This window comes from Aquirufa sp. A-Brett2-15D, assembly GCF_054558735.1.
Genome location: NZ_JBSKFT010000004.1, coordinates 18368 through 40472, shown reverse-complemented (window position 1 = coordinate 40472; position 22105 = coordinate 18368). Strand labels below are relative to the sequence as shown.

At 39.7% G+C, this 22105-nt stretch carries 17 protein-coding genes; 9 read left to right on the top strand and 8 right to left on the bottom strand.

From position 1 onward, the window contains the following. Nucleotide 1 precedes the first annotated feature (1 nt). From ACST14_RS10140 to ACST14_RS10125, 4 genes are all read left to right on the top strand, one after another. A complete protein-coding gene (locus tag ACST14_RS10140; protein WP_459463209.1) occupies nucleotides 2–1171 on the top strand; it encodes a glycosyltransferase family protein in 1170 nt (389 codons plus the stop codon). 125 nt (nucleotides 1172–1296) lie between these two features. After that, on the top strand, nucleotides 1297–2217 hold the full coding sequence (locus ACST14_RS10135) for a metallophosphoesterase family protein (protein ID WP_459463207.1): 921 nt from the start codon (nucleotides 1297–1299) through the stop codon (nucleotides 2215–2217). After that, nucleotides 2210–2587 carry a DMT family transporter gene (locus ACST14_RS10130; protein ID WP_459463205.1) on the top strand — a complete coding sequence of 126 codons (378 nt, stop codon included), beginning with the start codon at nucleotides 2210–2212 and terminating at the stop codon, nucleotides 2585–2587. Before ACST14_RS10135 ends, ACST14_RS10130 begins: the two co-directional genes overlap by 8 nt. Before the next feature lie 103 nt (nucleotides 2588–2690). Next, entirely contained in the window at nucleotides 2691–3083 is a 393-nt protein-coding gene (locus ACST14_RS10125; protein WP_459463203.1) for a hypothetical protein, read from the top strand. Between the two features lie 95 nt (nucleotides 3084–3178). Here ACST14_RS10125 and ACST14_RS10120 read toward each other — a convergent pair whose 3' ends face one another. The 3 genes from ACST14_RS10120 to ACST14_RS10110 form a co-directional block, all read right to left on the bottom strand. Then, nucleotides 3179–4681, bottom strand: a complete 1503-nt coding sequence (locus ACST14_RS10120) for a choice-of-anchor I family protein (protein ID WP_459463201.1) — start codon at nucleotides 4679–4681, stop codon at nucleotides 3179–3181. Between the two features lie 67 nt (nucleotides 4682–4748). Further along, entirely contained in the window at nucleotides 4749–6335 is a 1587-nt protein-coding gene (locus tag ACST14_RS10115; RefSeq protein WP_459463199.1) for a SusD/RagB family nutrient-binding outer membrane lipoprotein, read from the bottom strand. A 28-nt stretch (nucleotides 6336–6363) separates the two neighbouring features. Next, on the bottom strand, nucleotides 6364–9585 hold the full coding sequence (locus ACST14_RS10110; RefSeq protein ID WP_459463197.1) for a SusC/RagA family TonB-linked outer membrane protein: 3222 nt from the start codon (nucleotides 9583–9585) through the stop codon (nucleotides 6364–6366). A gap of 234 nt (nucleotides 9586–9819) precedes the next feature. Between ACST14_RS10110 and ACST14_RS10105 the strand changes: the two genes are divergently transcribed. From ACST14_RS10105 to ACST14_RS10095, 3 genes are read left to right on the top strand one after another with little or no spacing between them, the layout of a single operon-like run. Beyond that, a complete protein-coding gene (locus ACST14_RS10105; RefSeq protein WP_459463195.1) occupies nucleotides 9820–10515 on the top strand; it encodes an HAD family hydrolase in 696 nt (231 codons plus the stop codon). After that, complete coding sequence (locus ACST14_RS10100) at nucleotides 10508–11665, top strand: TIGR03364 family FAD-dependent oxidoreductase (RefSeq protein ID WP_459463193.1); 1158 nt, start codon at nucleotides 10508–10510, stop codon at nucleotides 11663–11665. Before ACST14_RS10105 ends, ACST14_RS10100 begins: the two co-directional genes overlap by 8 nt. After that, nucleotides 11662–12714: an alkaline phosphatase gene (locus ACST14_RS10095; protein WP_459463191.1), complete on the top strand. Its 1053-nt coding sequence runs from the start codon at nucleotides 11662–11664 to the stop codon at nucleotides 12712–12714. The genes ACST14_RS10100 and ACST14_RS10095 overlap by 4 nt, the downstream gene beginning before the upstream one ends. Here the strand turns inward: ACST14_RS10095 and ACST14_RS10090 are convergent. Next, entirely contained in the window at nucleotides 12705–13145 is a 441-nt protein-coding gene (locus ACST14_RS10090; protein ID WP_459463189.1) for a GNAT family N-acetyltransferase, read from the bottom strand. The genes ACST14_RS10095 and ACST14_RS10090 overlap by 10 nt on opposite strands. 103 nt (nucleotides 13146–13248) lie before the next feature. Here ACST14_RS10090 and ACST14_RS10085 point away from each other — a divergent pair, with 103 nt between their 5' ends. Further along, nucleotides 13249–13797: a phosphonate degradation HD-domain oxygenase gene (locus ACST14_RS10085; RefSeq protein ID WP_459463187.1), complete on the top strand. Its 549-nt coding sequence runs from the start codon at nucleotides 13249–13251 to the stop codon at nucleotides 13795–13797. Continuing rightward, nucleotides 13794–15056, top strand: coding sequence for a DUF5690 family protein (locus ACST14_RS10080; protein WP_459463185.1), 1263 nt, complete (start codon nucleotides 13794–13796; stop codon nucleotides 15054–15056). Before ACST14_RS10085 ends, ACST14_RS10080 begins: the two co-directional genes overlap by 4 nt. On the opposite strand, the gene ACST14_RS10075 is transcribed toward ACST14_RS10080, so the two are convergent. The 4 genes from ACST14_RS10075 to ACST14_RS10060 form a co-directional block, all read right to left on the bottom strand. Next, complete coding sequence (locus ACST14_RS10075) at nucleotides 15030–16487, bottom strand: inorganic phosphate transporter (protein WP_459463183.1); 1458 nt, start codon at nucleotides 16485–16487, stop codon at nucleotides 15030–15032. The genes ACST14_RS10080 and ACST14_RS10075 overlap by 27 nt on opposite strands. Nucleotides 16488–16714: 227 nt before the next feature. Then, nucleotides 16715–17263 (bottom strand): hypothetical protein, encoded by a 549-nt coding sequence (locus ACST14_RS10070; RefSeq protein WP_459463181.1) that lies wholly within the window; start codon nucleotides 17261–17263, stop codon nucleotides 16715–16717. A 57-nt stretch (nucleotides 17264–17320) separates the two neighbouring features. Further along, nucleotides 17321–19090: an Ig-like domain repeat protein gene (locus ACST14_RS10065; protein ID WP_459463179.1), complete on the bottom strand. Its 1770-nt coding sequence runs from the start codon at nucleotides 19088–19090 to the stop codon at nucleotides 17321–17323. Between the two features lie 39 nt (nucleotides 19091–19129). Next, nucleotides 19130–21949: a TonB-dependent receptor gene (locus ACST14_RS10060; protein WP_459463176.1), complete on the bottom strand. Its 2820-nt coding sequence runs from the start codon at nucleotides 21947–21949 to the stop codon at nucleotides 19130–19132. Between the last annotated feature and the right edge of the window lie 156 nt (nucleotides 21950–22105).

Genomic DNA, 22105 nt, shown 5'->3' with positions numbered 1-22105 from the left:
GATGGGAAAATTCGTATTTACCGTACAAGGAGAAGGTCGTGGGCATTTGACTCAAGCGATTTCATTTACGCAGATCGCACAAGAAGCTGGTCACGAGGTTGTTGGTTATGCCGTGGGTTCATTCCAAGGCAGAAAGATTCCTTCGTTTTTTCTAGATTTCATAGGCGACACTCCCCTGTTACAATACAATAGCCCATCGATAATTTTTGGTAATGGCAAATCCGTACAGCTAGCTAAAACGGCAATGCAGGCGGTTACTAATTTCAAAACCTTTTGGAATAGTGCGACACAATTAGAAGATTTCATTGAAGAGTTGAAGCCAGACGGAATCGTCAATTTCTACGAATCCATTACTGGTTTATATAAGTTGAAATCAGGGTCTAAAATCCCAACGATGTCCGTGGGACATCAATATCTATTATTAAATAAGAATTTCGAGAGCATCGCGGAGAAGAAAATCGACCGAATTCTCTTAAATATGAATACGATGATTACGTCGATCGGTTCTAAGAAATTATTGGGATTATCTTTCCGTCCGATCGATAATGACGCGAAGATTGAAGTGGTACCACCGCTTTTGCGTCAACAAGTAAAAAGTATTGTCCCGAAAGCAGGCGAGCGTTGGTTAGCTTATTTAACGCACTTTCGTTTATCAGAAGATATTATGGATTGGTCAAATGCGAATCCAGATGTGAAATTGGATTGTTTTTGGGATAATCCAGCGCGCAAAGAGACGTATCACTACTCGGATTCATTAACGTTTCATCCGATCGATGCGGAGAATTATTTAGCCAAAATGACCGAATGTGCGGGCTTAATTTCTACTGCAGGTTTCGAATCGGTAGCTGAGGCGATGTACTTAGGCAAGCCGGCCATGATGGTCCCAGTACCTAATCACATTGAACAAATGATTAATGCCTTTGATGGTGAAATGTCCGGAGCAGGAATAGGCGCAACTTCTTTTGACCTGAGTATTTTCAAAAAATATTTACCGTCCCACGTTTCTGTACAAAATCAATATCAGGAATGGGTGGCTAAGTCCCAAAACTTAATGGCTGGACACCTTTCTGATTTAATTGCTCAGCCGGTTTACGTGACTAACTTCAGTGAAAACCAAGGAACAGGTTTATCGGGTATGTTAGGCAAACGTAGATTCCGCTGGTCACGCTAGATAATCACAAAAAGGGAGCTCTAATTGCTCCCTTTTTTTATGATTTGTTAATAATATCTTCATCATTAATCAACATAGCGAAATCGCGATTTCCGTAGTTTTGTATAGACATTTAGTTCTATTAAATGAATAGAAGATCCCTTCTGCAAACCCTGGGATTATCCCTAGGAACCCTAACTCTTCCCCACATCGGAAGAGCAAATACCACCCCCTCTCCAGAAAAACCATTTCGAATTGCTCACATCACTGACGTGCATATGATGCCCTTGATCGGTGCGGCGAAAGGCTTTGCGAAATGTTTGGACCATATCCAATCTTTACCTCACAAACCCGACCTCATCATCAACAGTGGCGATGCAATTATGGATGCACATAGAGGCGGACGAGCGATTGCTGAAAAACAGTGGCGCACCTGGAATAATGTGATTGAAAAAGAACTTTCTGTACCCATTATTCAGTCATTGGGTAATCATGATATTTGGGTGAAAAATGAAAGCCCAGAAAGTATTGTTGAAGGGAAAAAATATGCCTTAGATGAGATCAAGGAATCTGCTTTGTATTTCTCCAAAGACCTGGGCGACTGGCATCTCATCAGCTTAGACAGTATCAGTCCTAATCTAGAAGGAAAATGGTACACTGGAAAAATAGACGAGGCTCAAATGGACTGGCTAAAAAATGAACTAAAAGCCATTCCTAGCCACAAACCCGTGATGATTGTTTCCCATATTCCCATTCTTGCGGCTTGTATTTTCTTTGACGGAAATCGTTTCGAAAATAATCAATGGAACGTTCCAGGCCGATGGATGCACGAAGATGCGAACGAATTGAAAAACCTTTTCACCCATTATCCTAATGTTAAACTTGCCATATCTGGTCACATACATTTACTAGATCGCGTTGAATACAATGGAGTAACCTATTGTTGCAATGGAGCCGTGAGCGGAGCGTGGTGGGGCGGTAATTACCAACAGACTAAACCTGGCTATGCCATTATCGATTTATATTCAGACGGTCGATTTACTAACACCTATTCATCTTATGTTTAAAGCCTGGGCATTTCTATTAATTGCAGCAGGATTCGAAGCGGCCTGGACCTACTCACTTAAGAAAGTAAGTTTGAATTCCATTAAGTTTGCCATTACTGAAAATCCTTTCTTCAGTGCCCCAGTGGGAAAAGAAATAGGTTACTTGCTTATGTACCTAGGACTAGGTGGCGCCAATATTTTCTTTTTATCTCTCTCGCTAAAAAGTATCCCATTAACCTTAGCTATCGCAAGTTGGACAGCCGTTTCACTTGTTTTTATTAAACTATTCGATGTGTTTATTTTAAAAACACCTACGAACAGTCTCGAAATCTTCTTCTTAACCCTGATTATTGTGGGTATTGTAGGACTAAAATTCAGTTCCCCTAGCTAATTCCAATGTTAAATTTTTCTGTGTTACCTAAATGTTAACATACATAAATTTTATTTAACAATTTCTTTACATAGCTTTGAACATCACATTAAATAAAACCATTATGAGTGAAGATAACAAAAAACTAATCGACCAAGTTGCACAAGCAATCTTGCCTAAACTAAAAGGACTTTCAGAAAAAAATGCGAAGAAGGTTTTGAATGAAACAACGAAGTCTGTTTCTTCTATCGTAAAAAAATATAGCAAACTAATTGCAGAGCAAGAGAAAGAGAAAGCGAAAGCGAAGGAGAAGGCTGCAAAAGAAGCTAAAAAGAAATCAGAAAAAGAGGCTAAGAAAAAAGCGAAAGAAGGTAAAAGAGTAGCGAAAGCGAAATTATTAGCTACTCTAATCGCTAAGGAAAAGTCTGCAGCACCAACGATAACTAAAAAGGCTCCTGCAGCTGTTGCAAAGCCGAAAGCTAAGCCAAGAACACGCACTCCGAGAGCAAAGAAATAAAAGGTTATAAAGTAATAAAAAAAAGGGGGGACAATGTCCCCCCTTTTTTTTGTTTTAATGAATCATCGACTATTTATTAGAAGAATACTTTAAACTTATTGGATAGGTGAAAAGCATTTAACTACTCCGTCATTTTCTGAAGAAACAACTAGCAAAGGCAATCCATTCGGACTTTTATCAGCAGAGATAAAAATAATTCCTTCAGGAGCATCCCCCGTTTTTAACGTCATTCTCCATAAGGGTAAATTTGGAATTGTGATGTCATAAATCATCACTGCATCTGTACGCTCGCACCCTACAAAGGCGTACATGCGAGAACCAATTTTACCGATAGCAATACCTTCTGGCTCAGAACCTTTATCATCTGAACGAGCATCATCATAAATCCCAGCTAAGATAGAGCGGTGATCTATTTCATTTTTAGTGTCAAAAACTTGATTACCCGTTAATCCATTCCAAACACTCATCGATCTTCCACCTAAGGAATATAATTCATCGAAATCTCCATCTGCATCCGTATCCCCTAGTGTCGTCGTAATATTTAAACGCCCTAATAGTGCTTCCGCTTTTAAAGCATCCCCTGTAGGAAAATTAGTGATATCTAATTTTATGTCTTTCACACGTTTGATTTCAGAGAATGCAGCATACTCTCTTGCATCACCTTCATTAGCTGTATATAAATACGGAATGCCGTCCTTCTCATACACCGCTAAAGCATCTGGCATATAAATACCTTTAATTTTAGGGTAGTTTGCAAAAAGCACTTTTGAGTCTTTATCACTAAAGTCAAACGAATTATTAGGATCGCTATAATCTTTGAAACCTAAAGGAAAGACATCCGTAATCGTTTGTGAAGTTAAGTCCACTTTTGCAATTGCATTGTTTTCTTGAAGTGTAACCCATGCCGTTTTAGAATCTGCCGATATAGTTACATATTCTGGCTCCACATCCTTTGCAAACGTAGCTCCTTTTCCAAAAACCCGAAAACCCTTCGTCTTTAAAGCAGCTGCATTAGGTTCAAATCCAGCAAAATTTACTGTTTTAACGGCATAACCTGCGCTTACTGTAATGATCGATATGGTTCCCTCCGGATCTACTGTATAGTCATCTGAAGGTTCTCCTTCGTTCGCGGTCATGATCGTATTTCCATCTGGCGAAAAGGTCACCATATCAGGTAATGATCCTACCGTAACTTGTTTGATTTCAGCGTAGTCTGATGTGTTAAAAATCACGCATTTACCTTCAGCTTGTTTATTCGTAGCTTCGATGGCAGCGGCTAATTTTCCGTTAGAAACTGCCACACTATTAACAAAACCACCGTAAGGAGCGATAGCAATTTCTTTAATTAATTTAGGACTCGCTGGATTAGAATAATCTAGTACATCGATTTTATTCACCTTTGAATTATTCACCACAAATAATTTTTTAGTGGTAGGGTCGTAAGCCGAAATTTCAGACGCCCCTACGCCTCCTAAAGCAATCGAACTAATTTCTTTGAATTGATAAATTTGAGGATCACTGATAACGTCTAAAATGCCCTCTTGCTTACAAGCAAAAACAAGGCTTCCTAAGAGAATAATTGAGAGTAATTTTTTCATTTTGAGTAGAACTTAAAAAAAGTGGCAGAAATTAATCTGCCACTTTTAGAATTAACAAGTAACTTAATTATTTATTTAACCACATAATATCGTTGATATCATCTTTTCCAGCGTATTGGCTAGTTATAGCCGCTGTGTAGTTTGTAGCGTTAGCCGTACGCTCTGTCGTTGGATAGATCCAACGTAAAGCGATACGATTTGAGTTTCCGTTACCTACTCCTGAAGAGAATGCTGGGAAACCTGTTCTTCTCCAGTTGAAATATGCTTCCATACCTGAGTTCATGAAGAAGGCAGCGTATTTCTGAGAAACAATTTTCTGGATAGCATTAGTCGCATCATAAGCTACTGCTGATTGTGCATAATACGTATCGAAATTAAAGTTCAATGTGTATTTAGTTTGGTCAGCTGCATCTCTTGTACCTGTTTTAGAATACGTTAATGTATTCGCTCCTTCTACAATACCGTAAAATGCGTGAGATGCTTTGATCCCTTTTTTGTACCAATCTTCAGCAGAACCTGTAGCCCAACCACGTGCGTAACCTTCAGCCATGTTAAAGCATAACTCAGGATATCCTACAATGAACGTATTTTCTCCTGTGTAGTTCTGGTAGTAACGTGAACGACTTTGGAAAGAATAGATCCCTGGAGCAAAACCTGCACCATTCGTAAGACCTGCATTCTTAGCCATGTCATCAATATTATCACCTGAACCTGCACCGCGGTAAGCTGTGTAGTCAGATGGTAATTTACCTGCTTTTAAATCTGAACCAGCTGGCTCGCAAGTAATCATCACACGTGGATCTTGAGTAGAAGATAAGAAACCTACATACGTAGAAGCCATGTTTTGACGCGTTGCATCGAAACCAAAGTTATCCGGGTTAGATGGATACTTGTTAAAGTTATTCCAAACAAATTGCAACGACTCAGCGTTAGACGCCATCATTGGGTATTTCGTAGCATTCGTTACCATTTCAGCAAACTTCGCTTTAACACCTATTTCTGCATCTGCATCTTTCTTAGATAAAGTGATCAACACACGTAAACGGTAAGCGTTCACTACTTTTTGCCATTTCTTCAAATCTCCACCGAAATAGAAATCTCCAGAAACCGTTTCACCTTTTGCGATTAACGTAGTCATATCCGCGTTTGCGTCGTCTAACCACTTTAAGATTTGAATGTAGATAACTTTCTGTGAATCGTATTTAGGAGCTGTATTCGCAATTCCTTTTAACGCATCCGTCATAGGTAAATCACCTACACGCTTCGACATTTGATCGAAGAAATACGCACGGAAGAATTTACCTAAAGCTGAATATCCATTCACGTCTGGTAAACCTAACTTCTTCGCTTCCTCTTCCATCTTTACTACGTTTTTCAACGTAGTAAACTGGTTTGGCATTTGGCCTAAATTATATTCATTATTTGCGTAATAATTATAATTAGAGCAATAAAACTGATTGTAACGCGCCTCCGCAGAGAATGGGCGACCGTTATCATTCATTACATTTAATTCTACAGACTGCAATACTAATGAGGCAGGAACCTGTACCGCGCGATTAGAGTCTTTCTCTAACTGGTCGAACGTTTTCTCACAACTGCTTAATGCAATTAGAGAGAAGCTCAACATACCTAAGATGATATTTTTAACTTTCATTGTTTGTAACATTTATATAAATGAAAAATTAGAATGTGAAGTTTAAGTTAACTCCGTAGCTTCTAACTGAAGGAGTTTGAGAACCTGTAGCTCCGTCTGTCAAGTACTGAGATAAATCAGTATCTTTCGCTTCAGCGAAGTACAATAAGTTACGACCTACGAATGAAACATTCGCGCCAGAAACTGCTTTTCCAAACCACTTAGTAGGAAGCTTAACACCTAAAACTACTTCTTTCAACATTCCGAATGAACGGCTCATTAAGTTACCTTCATTCGTGTTGTAATAACGTCCTACGTAATCTTGTACATACGTCTTAACGGTGTTAGGAGCGAATTGTAATTCAGAGAAATTCGTTACTTTACCATTTGCATCATACTTGATCGCAACGCCATTCGAAACTACTACACCTTGACCTACGAAAGCCTTCACACCTAGAGCGTCTTGTGGACGAGCCGCAGCGAAAATACCTTGTGTCGTTCCGATATGACGACCACCACGGTACGCTTGTTGTTGTGTATAGTTAATGATTTTACCACCGATACGACCATCAAATAAGATACTTAAGCTTACATTCTTGTACGTAAACTTGTTATTGAAACCGAAAACAAAATCAGGATTTGCGTTACCTAAATACTGCGATTGAGCTCCAGTTAATCTTTCTGGAATACCACCTGATGTGTTAATGATTTGTCCTGCTGGCGTACGAACGAAAGCGGAACCATAAATTTTATCCGTACGATCCCCTACTTTTAAGAACGTATTTAGGTTTGTGATACCTGGGTAAATTTCAGTTAACGTTTGCTCGAAAGTGGAGTAGTTAGCTAATACATCCCAGCTAAAGTCAGCTGTTTGAATCGGTGTTCCAGTAACTGAAATCTCATAACCTTTCTTCTGAGTCTTGATACCGTTCACTAAAGCAGAGGTATAACCTGAAGTAGAGGAGATAGGTAAAGAGAAGATCGAAGGACCATCATTCGAGATGAAATAAGCTGCATCGATCGCGATACGGTTTTTCAATAAACGCAAGTCCATTCCGAATTCCGTCTGAGAAGTCTCTGATGGATTCAAGTTCGGATTGCTCAATTCGTTTCCATAGGTTGCACCTGTTTGGTTATTGTAGAAGAAACCAGTTGAGTAAACCGTATTGTTTTGGTAAGATGGACCATCGTAAGGAGAGTTATAGTTTTCTCCAGAATACGTTCCTACACGGTTATCAATTGTAGACGAAGTTAAACCATCTTTTACGTTTGCATAAGATCCACGGAATTTCAAGAAGGAAACTACTTCTGGTAAATTCACATAATCAGATACCACTGAAACTGCTCCGAATGATGGATAGAAGAATGAGTTCTTACCTGCTGGTAAAGTAGATAATTTATCCAAACGACCCGTAGCAAATACCGTTAAGAATTTCTTGTAAGAAAAGTCCGCAGAGTAGTAGGCTGAAAGAACATTCATGTCAGAACCAAAATTACCCACTTGAACTGGAAGAGCCGAGTTCGAGAAGTTGTATAAACCTGGCACGTTCAAATAGTTCGTTGAAGCGAACATTGACTTGTATTGGAATACACGTTGAGACGCACCCGCGTTAATCTTCGTATTAAAGCCTGGTAATAAATCTTTGTCAAAAGTTAACAAGATTTCTGTGTTGTTCTCAAATAAAGAACGACGATCCTCGCGGTAATCACCACGACGCTCATCACGACCGTATGTACCTGCAGAGTAAGGGAATTTCTCTGTACGTACCATGTCCCAAGTCGTTACTTGTGTACGAGCTAATAAGTTTAAGTTTTCGTTAAACGTGTAACGTAATGACGCTTGACCTACGATATCTGTCTTGTAGTGAGAACGTAACCACTCGTATGACATGAAATAAGGGTTGTTGTAACGTTGGTATTCTGCATAGATTTGTTGAACACCTTCCTTACCTTTTTGCCAGTAGTTACGCATATCATCCACGTTCCAGTCAGCACCTGCCCAATAGATAATGTTATAAATGATCGAGTTAGGACCGTAGTTAACATCTGGAATGTTAGGAGTGTATTGACGGTTATACTGTAAGTTCGACTCAAACTTTAATTTGTTAGAGAACTTGTAATCAGCCGTGATATTGAAGTTCGTCATATTCAATTGGGTATTAGGAACAATACCTTTTTGGTAGATATGAGAAGTAGAGAAACGCAAGTTGTATTTCTCACCTGTTGCAGCAACTGAAACGTTATTAGTAGATAAGATACCTGTTTCTAAGAAACGCTTTAAGTTGTCTTTACCACGAGCAATCCAAGGAGTGCTTGAACGCTTACCTGTAATCGGATCAACTGGAGAATCATATTGTGGAATTAATTGTCCGTTAAAACGTGGACCCCAACCACCATCGTAGTCACCATCATTTAATCCACCACCTTTACCATCACCGAAAGCATAAGAACCGTGATCACCAGGACCATATTCGTCTTGTACTTCTGGGATTGCGTAGAAACCTGATTGCAATTGAGTAGAAGAGTTCACCTCTACTGAGAAACCACGCTTATCAGCAGAACCACGTCTTGTCGTGATTAAGATCGCACCGTTCTTTCCACGGAAACCATAAAGAGCAGAAGCCGAAGCTCCTTTTAATACCGAGTATGTTTCGATATCATCTGGTGAGATATTCCAAGTATCTGAGTTAATAGGCACACCATCTACTACATATAAGATGGTAGAGCTACCACGTAACGAGATATTAGGCTTACGTAATAATTCTGGTTGAGCACCGATCGTTAAACCAGCTACGCGACCTGATAATGCATTGATTGCATTCGGCTCACGTGCTTTGATCGTGTTAGCTCCGTCTACTGTTTGGATAGCCACACCGATTTTACGGATGTCTTTCTTAATACCCAAAGCCGTAACAACTACTTCTTGTAATTGCTTTTCGTCTTGAGCTAGAACAACATTTAATTCAGAAACATTTCCTACCGCTACTTCTTTAGAAGTGTAGCCAATCATGGAAAATTGTAATACTTCATTTCCTGATACAGTTAAAGAATAAGCACCTTGTGCATCCGTTAACGTACCTTTAGAACTACCCTTAACACGGATAGTAACACCTGGAACACCTGATTTCTCCTCTACGGAAGTAACCGTTCCTTTTAAGCTACGTGATTGACCGAAAGAAGTCATACTTGCCGTAGTAATCAATGCAAAAACTAGCCAAATCAACGATTTAGGGCTCATTTTAGCAAAAACCTTTTGTACAATGTTTTTCATATGAGTTTGTTTATTAATTATTTGCACAAAAGTAAATCGAATATTTAAAGGTAATTATTCCGAAAAAATAAGAAATAGTTAAGAAAATGCGTCCTGTGTTACGCCCATGTTAAGCCTGCTTTTGAAAACAATTTATGCGGTATTAAATCTTAGAAAAATACCATAATTTTTTTCCTAATAATTTCATTATATATGCGTAATGAAAAGGTAATCTCCGGCTAGTAACTTAGACACATGAAATATGTTAAATTAGTTATTTTAGATATGGCAGGAACTACTGTCATGGATCAACACGAAGTGGAGCATTGCTTTAAGCAGGCGGCCATAAAAAATGAATTGCATTCCAGCGATGAGCGTATCTTAGCCTTGCAGGGCTATGCGAAGTTGTATGTATTTACCTTACTTTGGACAGAGCAAGTAGGCGAAGGCGATCCACGCATTCCTGAATTAGCTGCAAAATCCTATGCAGATTTTAAAGAAATCTTAGAGAATCATTACCGCACGCAACCAGTTTTTCCTACGGAAGGTTGCTTAGAACTATTCGAAGCCTTACATACTAAGGGAATTAAGATTGCTCTTACGACCGGCTTTTACCGCGAGGTGGCTGATATTATTTTAGGTCGTTTAGGCTGGGTGCCTGACGTAAATACCACATCAGGAATTCACCTTTCAGTTACTCCCGACGAGGTAAATGGCGAAGGCCGACCATCTCCGGCGATGATTAGTTATGCTATGGAGAAATTAGGCGTTACGGATGTAGCGGAAGTAATCAATGTGGGTGATACGCCGGTGGACTTAGCCTTTGGGAAAAATGCAGGCGTTCGTCTGGCTTTAGGCGTTTGTAATGGTACGCATACCCGCGAGCAGTTAGCCTCGCATGAGAACGATGGTCTGTTAGATAAAATTTCCGATTTGATAGCTTATGTATAAGAACAGAAAATACGATTTAATCATCGTAGGTGGCGGAGTAATAGGAACCTATTGTGCCTATCATGCACTTAGAAAAGGAAAGTCCGTCTTATTATTAGAAAAGGATTCGCAACCTTTTGAAGCAAGTTTTCGCAATTTTGGCCAAGCAGTCCCGTCTGGACAAGCCTTAGATACGTGGTTTGATTATGGCAGAAAATCCTTACAAATTTACAAGGACCTACAACAGGAAACAGCTATTTCTGTGGTGAAAAATGGTTCTTGGTATGTAGCATCTGATGATCAAGAAATGACTTTACTGGAGGAGATGTTGCAGCTCTTTAAAGACCGCGATTACACTTCGCGTCTTTATACTGCTTCGGAGACTTTAGAAATCAATCCGCATTTTAAAAAGGAGTATGTGAAGGGCGGATTATTTATCCCGGAAGAAGCGTCGCTAAATCCATTGGTGATGGTGCACCGGGTGAGGGAATTTATGATTAAGCATTTAGGTTTGCATTATCAAAACAATTGCCCAGTAACCGGTGTAGAAAAAAAGCGCGGGGTGGCTATGATCAGCACATCGAAAAACCAAACGTATTGGGGAGATCAAGTGATTTTAGCGAATGGACGGGATACCCAATTTTTATTGCCGGAACACTATCCTTCGGAATTACTAAAAATCAGCAAATTGCAGATGATGCGTTTAGCGCCGCAGAAGAAAATTTTGAAATCCAATATTTTAACTGGGCTAACGATTCGGCGATACGACAGTTTTAAATCTTGTCCCTCTTATGCTAAAATTAATACTTCCTCTGAACAAAAAGTATTGCAATCAAAAGGCATTCACATTTTATTCAAACAAGCGGATGATGGCTCCATCATTTTAGGGGATTCCCACGAATATGTGCCTGCGGGCGAACAAGCAAATTTTGGTTTCGAAGTTTCCTCAGAGATCAATGAGATGATGTTACATGAGGCGAAACGCGTCACATCGCTAGAGAACTGGACGGTCGATTCTACTTGGGCTGGTTTTTACCTACAAGGAACGCATTCAGAAGTGTATACCAAAGTCGTAGATGACGTCATCCATATTATTAATGGAATCGGTGGCAAAGGAATGACCACCTCACCTGGCTTCACTGCAGAATACATTCAAAAACTATACTCATGAAAAAAATCATCGCACTTTGCTTACTAAGTGCACAATTATTTGGCCAAAAAGCACCGAAGAATGTCATTTTCTTAATCGGAGACGGCATGGGTGTCAGTCAAATTTATGCCGGACTAACGGCTAATCGTGGCCACTTAAATTTAGAGCGCATAAAGGTGATCGGATTTCATAAAAATCAGGCTTCTGACAATTATGTGACGGATTCGGCAGCGGGTGCTACAGCCTTTGCTACGGGAAAGCAGACCTATAATGGAGCGATTGGATTGGATTCTTTGCGCGTCCCAGCCACGACACTTTTAGAAATGGCTGAGAAAAAAGGTTTAGCTACTGGCCTTGTTTCTACCTGCGATATAACCGATGCGACTCCCTCTTCCTTCATTGCTCACCAACGCACCCGATCTATGCATGAGGAGATTGCACTCGACTTTTTAAAGACAGATATCGATGTGGTGATAGGTGGCGGAAGAAAGTATTTTGAGAAACGTAAAGACGGATTAAATCTGCTGAATACCTTACGTAAAAAAGGTTACCAAGTTCATTCAAATTTAGCCTTAGATGGTGTAAGTAAAGGAAAATTAGTAGCCTTGTACGCAGAGGAAAATCCCATTAAAGTAATGGAAGGCAGAGGAGATGCGCTCTTGTATTCTGCTAAAAAATCCCTTGAGATTTTAGGCCAAAACAAGAAAGGATTCTTCGTTATGATTGAAGGATCACAAATCGATTGGGGTGGACATGCGAACGATACGGATTACATCATTACGGAGATGGTGGATTTTGATAAAAGTATCGGTTATGCCCTTGATTTTGCGGCAAAAAACAAAGAAACCTTAGTAATTATTACAGCGGATCACGAAACGGGAGGATTTGCTTTAATGGGCGGAAATATGAAAACAGGCGAGGTAAAAGCGGCGTTTACGACGAAGGGGCATACGGGACAAATGATTCCTGTTTTTGCTTTTGGTCCTGGCGCCGAAGTATTCGGCGGGATCTATAATAATTACGATATCTATACCAAAATCAAGCAAGCCTTGCAGTTAGGTCAAAAATAAATCGTAAACTTTTCATGCGAATTGAGGAAGCCCACGGATTGGTAAAATGCGTGGGCTTCTTTGCGTCTTTTGTTTGAGGTGACTTCTATTGACTTTGCTTCTAGTCGAGTCAGTTCAGACTTCAGCACATCGATTAATTTACGTCCTACTCCTCTCCCTTGGTGATCTGCTGTCACAACCAGTTCTTGGATCTCAAAAACGAGCCCTTCGTGGTGTAAAAGTGACTGGCCTTTGCAAGAAATGAAGCCTATAATTTCCCCTTCTTCCTGCGTGGCTACAAAGATTAAAGTGAGCGGAGCTTCTAGGTATTCCGTATATATTCGGCTGAAAATGTCTTGATAAAAAGCACGCCCTTCTAACTCCTCTAAAAGCAATTTTACACCGGAACTATCAGAGGCGTCTGCCGACCGAATCGTATATTTTTCGCTCATATTATTAAATCATTATCCACAGATGAAATCTAGTTTAAATCCCCTTATTCAGCTTTTTTAGGCCTTTTATTTGGGCTAATTTAACATAAATAATCGAAAATCTATGTCGAACGCCATCGTCCAAAAAATCATCACCTTATTCAACGATCAAGGAGACTCTGCATACGGAGGAGAACCGGTTACGCAGGGGGAACACGCATTACAAGCTGCTCATTTAGCTTTAGCGGAAGGAGCCGCCAGTAGTTTAGTCACGGCATCCCTATTGCACGATATTGGGCATCTGTTACATGCGCTACCGGATGATGCGCCCGAGCAAGGCATTGATGATTTACACGAGGAATTAGGCAATCGATTTTTAATCAAATATTTCACGCCGGCCGTGTCAGAACCGGTGCATTTACATGTGGCGGCTAAGCGGTATTTATGTGCGGTGGAACCAGCGTATTTTGCGCTTCTAAGTGAGCCCTCCGTTATTAGTTTACACTTGCAAGGTGGGCCTATGACAGCGGAAGAATGTCAAACATTCGAAGCGAATCCGTATTACCAGGATGCCATTCAATTACGTCGCTATGATGATATGGCCAAAATCCCTAATCTAAGCGTTCAACCCATCGAATTCTACGCTGAGCTTCTACAGGAAAACCTGAAATGATCCAAGCGAACACAAAAGCTTGGAGATGGCATCCGGCCTGGTCGATGATCGCCGCCTTTGGTTGTTATTTCTGCGTCTATGGTTTTCGTAAACCGTTCACGGCGGGAACCTATGAAGATCAATTCTTTATGGGTATCCACTGGAAATCCATCCTCATTTCCTCCCAAATCGCCGGCTACATGCTCTCGAAATGGTGTGGCATTTTCTTCGTCTCCTCCATCACCTGGGAGAAGCGCGCAAAAGCAATCATTGTCAGTATCCTGATAGCAGAATTAGCTTTATTGGGTTTTGGATTAGTGCCCAAACCCTATAATTTAATCTTTTTATTGCTCAATGGCCTCCCGCTGGGCATGATCTTCGGATATATCCAAGGATTTCTCGAGGGAAAAAAAAATACCGAATTATTCATCGCTGCCTTAGGAAGTAGCTTCATCTTAGCCGATGGCGTCTCTAAATCGGTCGGTGTTTCCTTGTTAAACTGGGGCGTAGCAGAAAACTGGATGCCTTTTGGAGCCGGATTAATTTATGCCCTACCTTTTCTATTTTTTGTTTGGATGCTGACGCTGATTCCTCGGCCTACAGCCTCCGAAATCACTGACCGAGCAGAGCGCTCGCCGATGACACAAAAGGACCGCATTCAGCTCGTGAAGCAGTTGTGGCCTGGGATATCCGCCATTGCCCTTCTGTATTTATTCGCCGCCCTATTGCGCGGGATTCGATCTGATTTTGCACCCGAGATTTGGCGCTACTTAGGGTTTAACAGTGTGCCGTCTATTTATTCCCAAACGGAAATTTGGGTCACCGTGGGTATACTTTTGATTAACGGGAGTTTAGTGTTAATTAAGAAAAACCAAATCGCCTTTTATACGAGTCTTTTTGCGATCGCATCCGGATTCATGCTCCTTGTTATTGCAGGATTGTGGGGACGAGATGGCTTGTCTAGTTTTTGGTTGATCGTCCTAACTGGGTTTGGCATTTACCTTCCCTACCTCACCATCACAACGTCCGTGTTCGAACGCATGATCGCGATCACCAGACACAAAGCGAACATCGGATTCTTAATGTATATCGTAGACTCGGTCGGCTACTTAGGATATAATGTATTATTAATTGCGGCAGGTTTTATTTTTCCGAACTGGAACCTGCCGCAACTTTTTTTCTCTTGGATCACGATTCTAGGCTTTGCAGGGCTTGCCCTTTCTGCCGCATCGTGGATTTATTTTAAACGAAAATTAACCCGTAATCCAACGGAAGAATAAGAATAACAAGGCTGAAAGAATAATCGTTACAGGCAATGTTAAAATCCAAGCCATGACGATATTCTTAACCGTATCACCTTGAAGGTTTTTAATACCGCGTTGCGCCACCATCGTTCCAGCAATACCAGAACTTAATACGTGTGTCGTACTCACTGGCCATTTATAAGCTGTCGCCAAACCAATAGTAAGTGATGCAATTAATTCTGCTGAAGCGCCTTGTGCATAAGTCAAATGATCTTTACCGATTTTCTCACCAATTGTTACTACGATACGTTTCCAACCGATCATTGTTCCTAAACCTAAGGAAAGAGCCACCATCCACATCACCCAATTAGGTGCGAAGTCTGTCACTCCTGCCATACCTGTACTAGACGAAGCACCAAAGGTAAAGAAAGGAGCTTTCGAACCAGCTGTTGCTTTTTTCCAAGCCGATTTATCTGTTTCAGATAAAGCTACTGATTCACTTTCAATTAATTTTTTCGAATGCTTGTTGATAGTTAAAGCAGCCTTACGAATGGCGAATTTTTGATCCGTTGATAAAGTAGCCGGCGTTAAATTTTGTGTTGTAATTACTGCTAAGTCAATCGATGATTTTTTCAATTCCATCACGTAGCCACGTTCTTTATCAGATAACGGAACCGTATCAATCTTCGCCGCTATGGTTTGCACTGTAGCTAAACTTGACTTGATCATTTGCATATCTAGTGAAGTGTTAATCGCAAAATAACCAGGCAAGAAAGCGATCAAAATCACCATCACAAGACCAATTCCCTTTTGTCCATCATTTCTTCCGTGGAAGAATGAAACTAACGTACAGGTCGCAATTAAAATAGACCGAATCCAAAACGGTGGAGGTGTTTTTTTCTTAGGCTCTTTAAAGATTTCCTTATTTGTCACTGTCTTCTTTAGGATATACATTAAGATGATGGCCAAAGCAAAACCAAATAAAGGTGATAACAAAAGTGCCTGACCTATCTCAATTACTTTGTCCCAATTCAAAGCTGAAACCCCCTTATTCGATGCCTCAGGCAATAAGGCGTGGCCTAAGCCAATTCCAATAATAGAACCAATTAAGGTATGAGAACTAGACGCAGGGATACCAAAATACCAGGTCCCTAAGTTCCAGATAATCGCAGAAATTAGTAAGGAAAGTGCCATTGCCATCGAATGGTATACATTCGTATCGACGAGTAGCTCCGTGGGAAGCAGACCTATAATACTCATAGTCACACCAACGCCTCCAGTCAATAAACCTAGGAAATTCATGAATCCTGACCAAACAACTGCCTGCGTAGGACGCAAGGAATGTGTATAAATAACCGTTGCTACGGCGTTCGCTGTATCGTGAAAACCATTCACAAATTCAAACGCACAAGCGGCTAATAAACAGAAACAAAGTAGGAAAAACAGTGTAGGATCTAGACCGAACATAAAATTATTTTTATTGTAAAATATTCAATTTGCTAAAGTAAGTTGCTAATCTACAATCCATGTTAAGGAATTGTTAAATCGCCCTTTTTGAAATTACTATAATAACTAATACTAAAATAATTTATATGATTGCCAAATCCATAAAATCTACATTATCAAATCAATAAAACAAGAAATGCTGAGGAGAAACTCCTCAGCATTTTCTGTATTACACCAATATATTATCTTTAAAGCGCCCCTGTAGAAACCCAGGTTTTCTTTAGTTTATCGTATTTCAAATATTTATCCGGCCATTCCACATAATGTTTCATCGATAAATATTCCGTCAAGCTCCCTTTCTTCATTAATTCTCTAAACAAGAATGATCCGCGTTCCGTCACTAACTCTTCGGTGAAGTGAGGCGTATTTACTACTTCCTCAAAATTTTCTGGCTGTAAGCTCCCCTCTTTTAAAGTGAACTTACCTACCACCCCGCGACGCAATTCTTTCGAATTAGCAACCGGTCTACTAAGCAAAAAATAACAGTCTCCATTCTCTGATTTGGTCAATTTGACAAAATGAAAAAGGGGTAAACGACTGACGTATTCTGCCCTGAATTCCTTTTGAAACCTAGTGTCCAGATTAGCATAAACTGCATTTTCTGATACGAGGGTAATTACATTGGTTAATAAGGTATCTCGGTCAGCATCCGAGAAATAATATTCTGCTTCATCCTTCGAATGACAAGCTGAAAAAATAAATAAACTGATGAATATTGGTGCGAGTATCTTTTTCATTGGTGTATAAAAAAGGTCGCGTAGAAGTTCTCTACACGACCTTTAATAAAAAACTTACTATTTAATATAAAGTACTGAGTTAGGAGAATATTCAGCCCAACCTGCAGTCCAATCTGTAGCATTAAATGCTCCAACATAATCAGTAGCAATCATACCCGTTAAAGTAGGTAAAGCTGTTCCGATCAAGGACTCAGACTTTCCAGCAGTTAAAGTTAACGTAGGACGAGCCGACCATAAAGCTGTAGAAATACCTGTATTTTCTGTCGAAGTCAATACTTTATTCCCAGCGATTGCCTTAAACCATGCTGTTGCGGTAACACCTGCACCAATTTCGATTGGCTTAGTAGCTACAGTACCAGTAGAACTAGTTTTAGCGATTTGCTCTTCATCAGCAACAGCAACACCAAAACCATAAATGTTAGCGTTTAATGATGTGAATCCAGACGTTCCCCAACCAGAAGTACCAGCAATAACAACGTTTTTAACTACTATATCACCGTTTGCTGCATTGGTTTTTGCGCTACCTCTTTGGCTATCAATATATAAACCGGTAGGGTAACCTGTAATAAACGTATTGTAAACTTTCAATTTGCTATTACGACGTAATTGAGCACCATTTTGGAAGTTATTATCTAAATAAGATGAAGACGTTCCTTTAGCTCCAATAATAGAAATATTAGCAAAAGTTGCAGCTGTAAAAGGTGCAGCAGCATCTCCTGCTGAATTATTATCTACTTCAAAACCATTCGATCCCGAGGCATCAGCTAAGTTACCATCACGGTATCCTAAACCAAATTGAACGTTTCCTACATATCCGTTATCTACATCAAAGTCATCATCTGTTCCTTTGTATGCGATTAAATATTTCGCATTAACAGTTCCACCAAACCACTCGAATGAATCATCTAAACCATAAGAAGCTTGGATATACTCTAATGTAGTACCTGATCCTACTGAACCCATTGTTAATGAGTTGATCTCTTGGTTTGGATTCAATGGAATACCGGCGTACTCGATACGAACATATTTCATTGAACCTGAATTGTCGTCAGAAACTGTACCACCATGGAAACCTTTGTAACCACCTTCTAATTCAATTGTACCAGTTAAGTTGTTTGGAGCTTTACCACAAATAACAACTCCACCCCAATCACCTGGAGCACGACTACCTACACCTTCAGCAGATGTAAATACGATCGGTGCTGATGCAGTACCATTAGCGATCAACTTAGAACCACGTTGTACGATTAAAGTACCCTTAGTTCCCTTATCTCCAATAATTACTGTTCCTGCTTCAATAGTCAAAACACCAGTTTTAGTAATTGTACCAAAAACTGCTTCTTCACCTACACGCACATAACCCTTTAAACGGTAGATTTTGTTAGCAGTCCAAGTCACGCTACCTTCGATAACACCTTCTACTTCCACAATTGTCTTAGGAGGGATAGCAGAAACTGTAACTGGAATAGCTACTAATGAAGAAACTTGGTTTTTGTTATCTGTTACTTGGATAGTAAAGTTAACAGCAGATCCTGCAGTACCATCAATTACGTAATCCTTGATGTACTCATACGTTTTTTCGCCAGCTAATACTTTAGAATCAAATGCAGCACCGTTCTTTAAAACTGTGATTGACTTGATACCTGCAGGCGCATTGATAGTTGCCTTTACTTGTACGGTAGCACCGATAATACCCGCTAATGTTCCTGAAGAACTAACGGTAGGTAGAGGGAAAACTTCCTCTTCTTTTTGGCACGCTGTTAACGTAACCGCGCAAACGGCTAAAACAGCGAAAACCTTAAACATAGATGTTTGTAAAAGTTTCATTTGAATTAATTTTTAGATAGTTGTTTAAAATTTAAATTATTAGTTAGAAAATGGTGAAATGACGATTCCAAGTGAGATCACGCGACCCGGTGCATAAGACTGAATGATTTGATCTTTACCTTTATCAAAATTATTATCTTGGTTACCATCCTGTAGGATATAATTATCTTGGTTTAATAAGTCAGTTACCCCTCCTTTAATCATAATCGTTTTAGAGATCTCTTTAGAGAAATTAAAATCAATCACGTTTCTAGGCATTTCATACCAATCTGGATATGGAGAACCAAAGTTGTTACCTACCGCGAAGATGCGTTTACCAATCACATTGTAATTAAAGTTGACTTGTAAGCCTCGCTTCGAATCATTGTAATTTACCCCAGCATTAATGATGAAAGGTGATTGACCTTGCAACGGACGATTATCCGATTGATCTTTTGCTACCGCATCCTCTAGCTTAACTCTACTAAAAATATAGGTACCATTAAAAACTAAACTAGTTTTGCCTAAAAATGAATTAGGACTAGCAGCACTCAAATTTTTTCTAAATTCCGCTTCCAAACCAGTTGAATAAGCTGACTTAGCATTTGAGAAATTTAAGACTGGATTCGCCCCCGAAGCAAAAACTACCTCGATTGGATTTGTAAAGTCTTTGTAAAAGGCCGCGATACTAATTAACTCTGATGGAGTTGGATAATACTCAAAACGAAAATCGTAGTTTTGAATATCTGCATTCTTTAAAGTTGGATTACCCGAAACAGTACGATTATTTACAAAATCATAGAAAGAGAAAGGCGCTAACTCGCGGAACTCTGGACGATTTAATGTTTTACCGTAAGCTAAGCGAAGAAGTGATTTCTCCGTAAAGTTATAGGTTAAATTTACTGAAGGAAGAACGTCTAATCGAGTATTGTCATAGTTGATTGGTTTACCAACTAAATCGGCTGAATTTAATTTTTGACTATTCTGCTCAGCACGAACACCCGCAATTACATTAAACTTCTTACCTAGAGCGTAGTTTGCAGAAACGTAAGCCGCAATTAAATTATTTGTCGCCTTGTAAGAGTCATTGGGATTCGTTTGCTCATCTATTTTAATTCCTGTAGAAGAATTAAAATTTTGTGGATTAAATAATTGATCTATGGGTAAAGTAGTCTGGAAAGTAGGTGTCGATTTAACATACCCTAAGTTACGCGCTCCAAAGTTTCTAGCTTTATCCTCATAAAACAAACCTGTCTTAAATTCCAACTCCTTACCTGATTCTTTAGAACCGACGGCTATTTTTTTGATTAAATTCCAAGCTGCAGTGTAGGAGTACTCATCCAAATTAATGTATGTACGCCCTAACAAGAAAGTTTGAGCAGCGCCATTTGGAATGAATAAACTAGTATTAGCCCCCCCTGTGTTATAACGGAAACGCTTATAATCAGGTTGATTTCTATAGGCTGAATTATAACCAACCATCCAATCTGTTTTTAAAGTTCCACCCTGAAACTCGTGGCGACCTGTTAATTGACCCGTATAAATACCACGGAAAACTTGGTCAAATGAACGAATATCCCATTGAGAACCATTGTCAAAACCTTCGCGCTGAATGTACTGGGTATTTGCTAACTGATTGTACAAATTTTTAAATTCTAGTACAGAGCCATCAGGCAATTTAGCAGACCAGTTGTGAGAAATACCTACACGAAGAGCATTTGTGAATTGATTGTCAACGAATGCAAAAACCTCGTCAGGTTGCCCCGTAGTACCAATTTGAGAATATCCCCATTCATTACGCTCCATCTTAAAAATCGAACGAGTATTAGAGTAGTTGATAGCTGTTACATTTCCGATTTTTGTTCCGCCTAAATTAAATTTCAGACCTCCAGCTAAAGATGCTCTCAAGTCTGGCAATGCATTTGATTGAACAGGTAACCAGTTATTCTTTAATGATGAACCTATTACATCTAATCCGGACGGAGATGATCCTATTAGTGCAGATCTAGATGCAGGAAAAGATTTAGGCAAATCAAAATACCCTTGATCAAAACCCGTCCAAGACATGTTCGAATTTTTAGTCTCGTAGAAATCTGCACCCGTTGTTCCTTCTCTATAGGAGCTAGAAACGTCTAAGGTTAAATAGTTATTTTCTGGAATCGACTTCGTAAAGATTTTTACCACACCACCCGCGAATTCACCTGGAATTTCAGCTGAAGGTGATTTGAATACTAAGATGCGGTCGATTTGGCCCGCTGGAATGATATCGAATGAGAAGGAACGTACATCCGTCTCCATCGATGGAGCGAAGGCGTTATTTAATTGAACGGTGTTATAACGCTCGTTCAAACCACGAATGTTAATAAAACGCTCGCCGAAGATAGTTACACCCGGAACACGCTTCACAACCTCTGCCGCTGTACGGTCTAAAGTCTTCGTGATTTGTGCCGCTGAGATACCACTCACAACTAATTGAGATGCTTTGATTTCTGAGATAACAGATACTTCTGTATTTGTTAAACGCTGAGCTACTACTTTAACTTCCGCTAGAGTAGAACTTGTTTCTTGGATGTCTAAATTCAAATCAGTTACTAAGCCGTTTTCTACTTTAACGCCTTCGTAAATTTTAGAATCGTAACCTACATAAGAGATCTTTAAAGAATAAGAACCTACTGGAAGTTTCGCGAAAGAGAAAAAACCATTGATGTCTGTCGCCGCTCCTTTATTAATGCCTTGCACTAAAATGGTTGCTCCGATGATGTCTTCTTTGGTTTTTGCGTCTTTAATGGTACCGCGCAGGGTACCTTCTTGTGCAAATGCCGCTGTTGAAAGCGACAAGAATAAAATGATGAGATTGGTGTACTTGTAAATTAATTTCATAAAAGTTTGATACTGGTGATTTTGGTTACGCAAAAGTATCCTCCCTTTCGATGTTCTTAGTTATGCAAATGTTAGGCTTTTGTTACCAAATTATTAAATGGGATTAATTGGATTTAACAATTTGGTAACATTAACATTTTTCTTAGAAATTTTCCC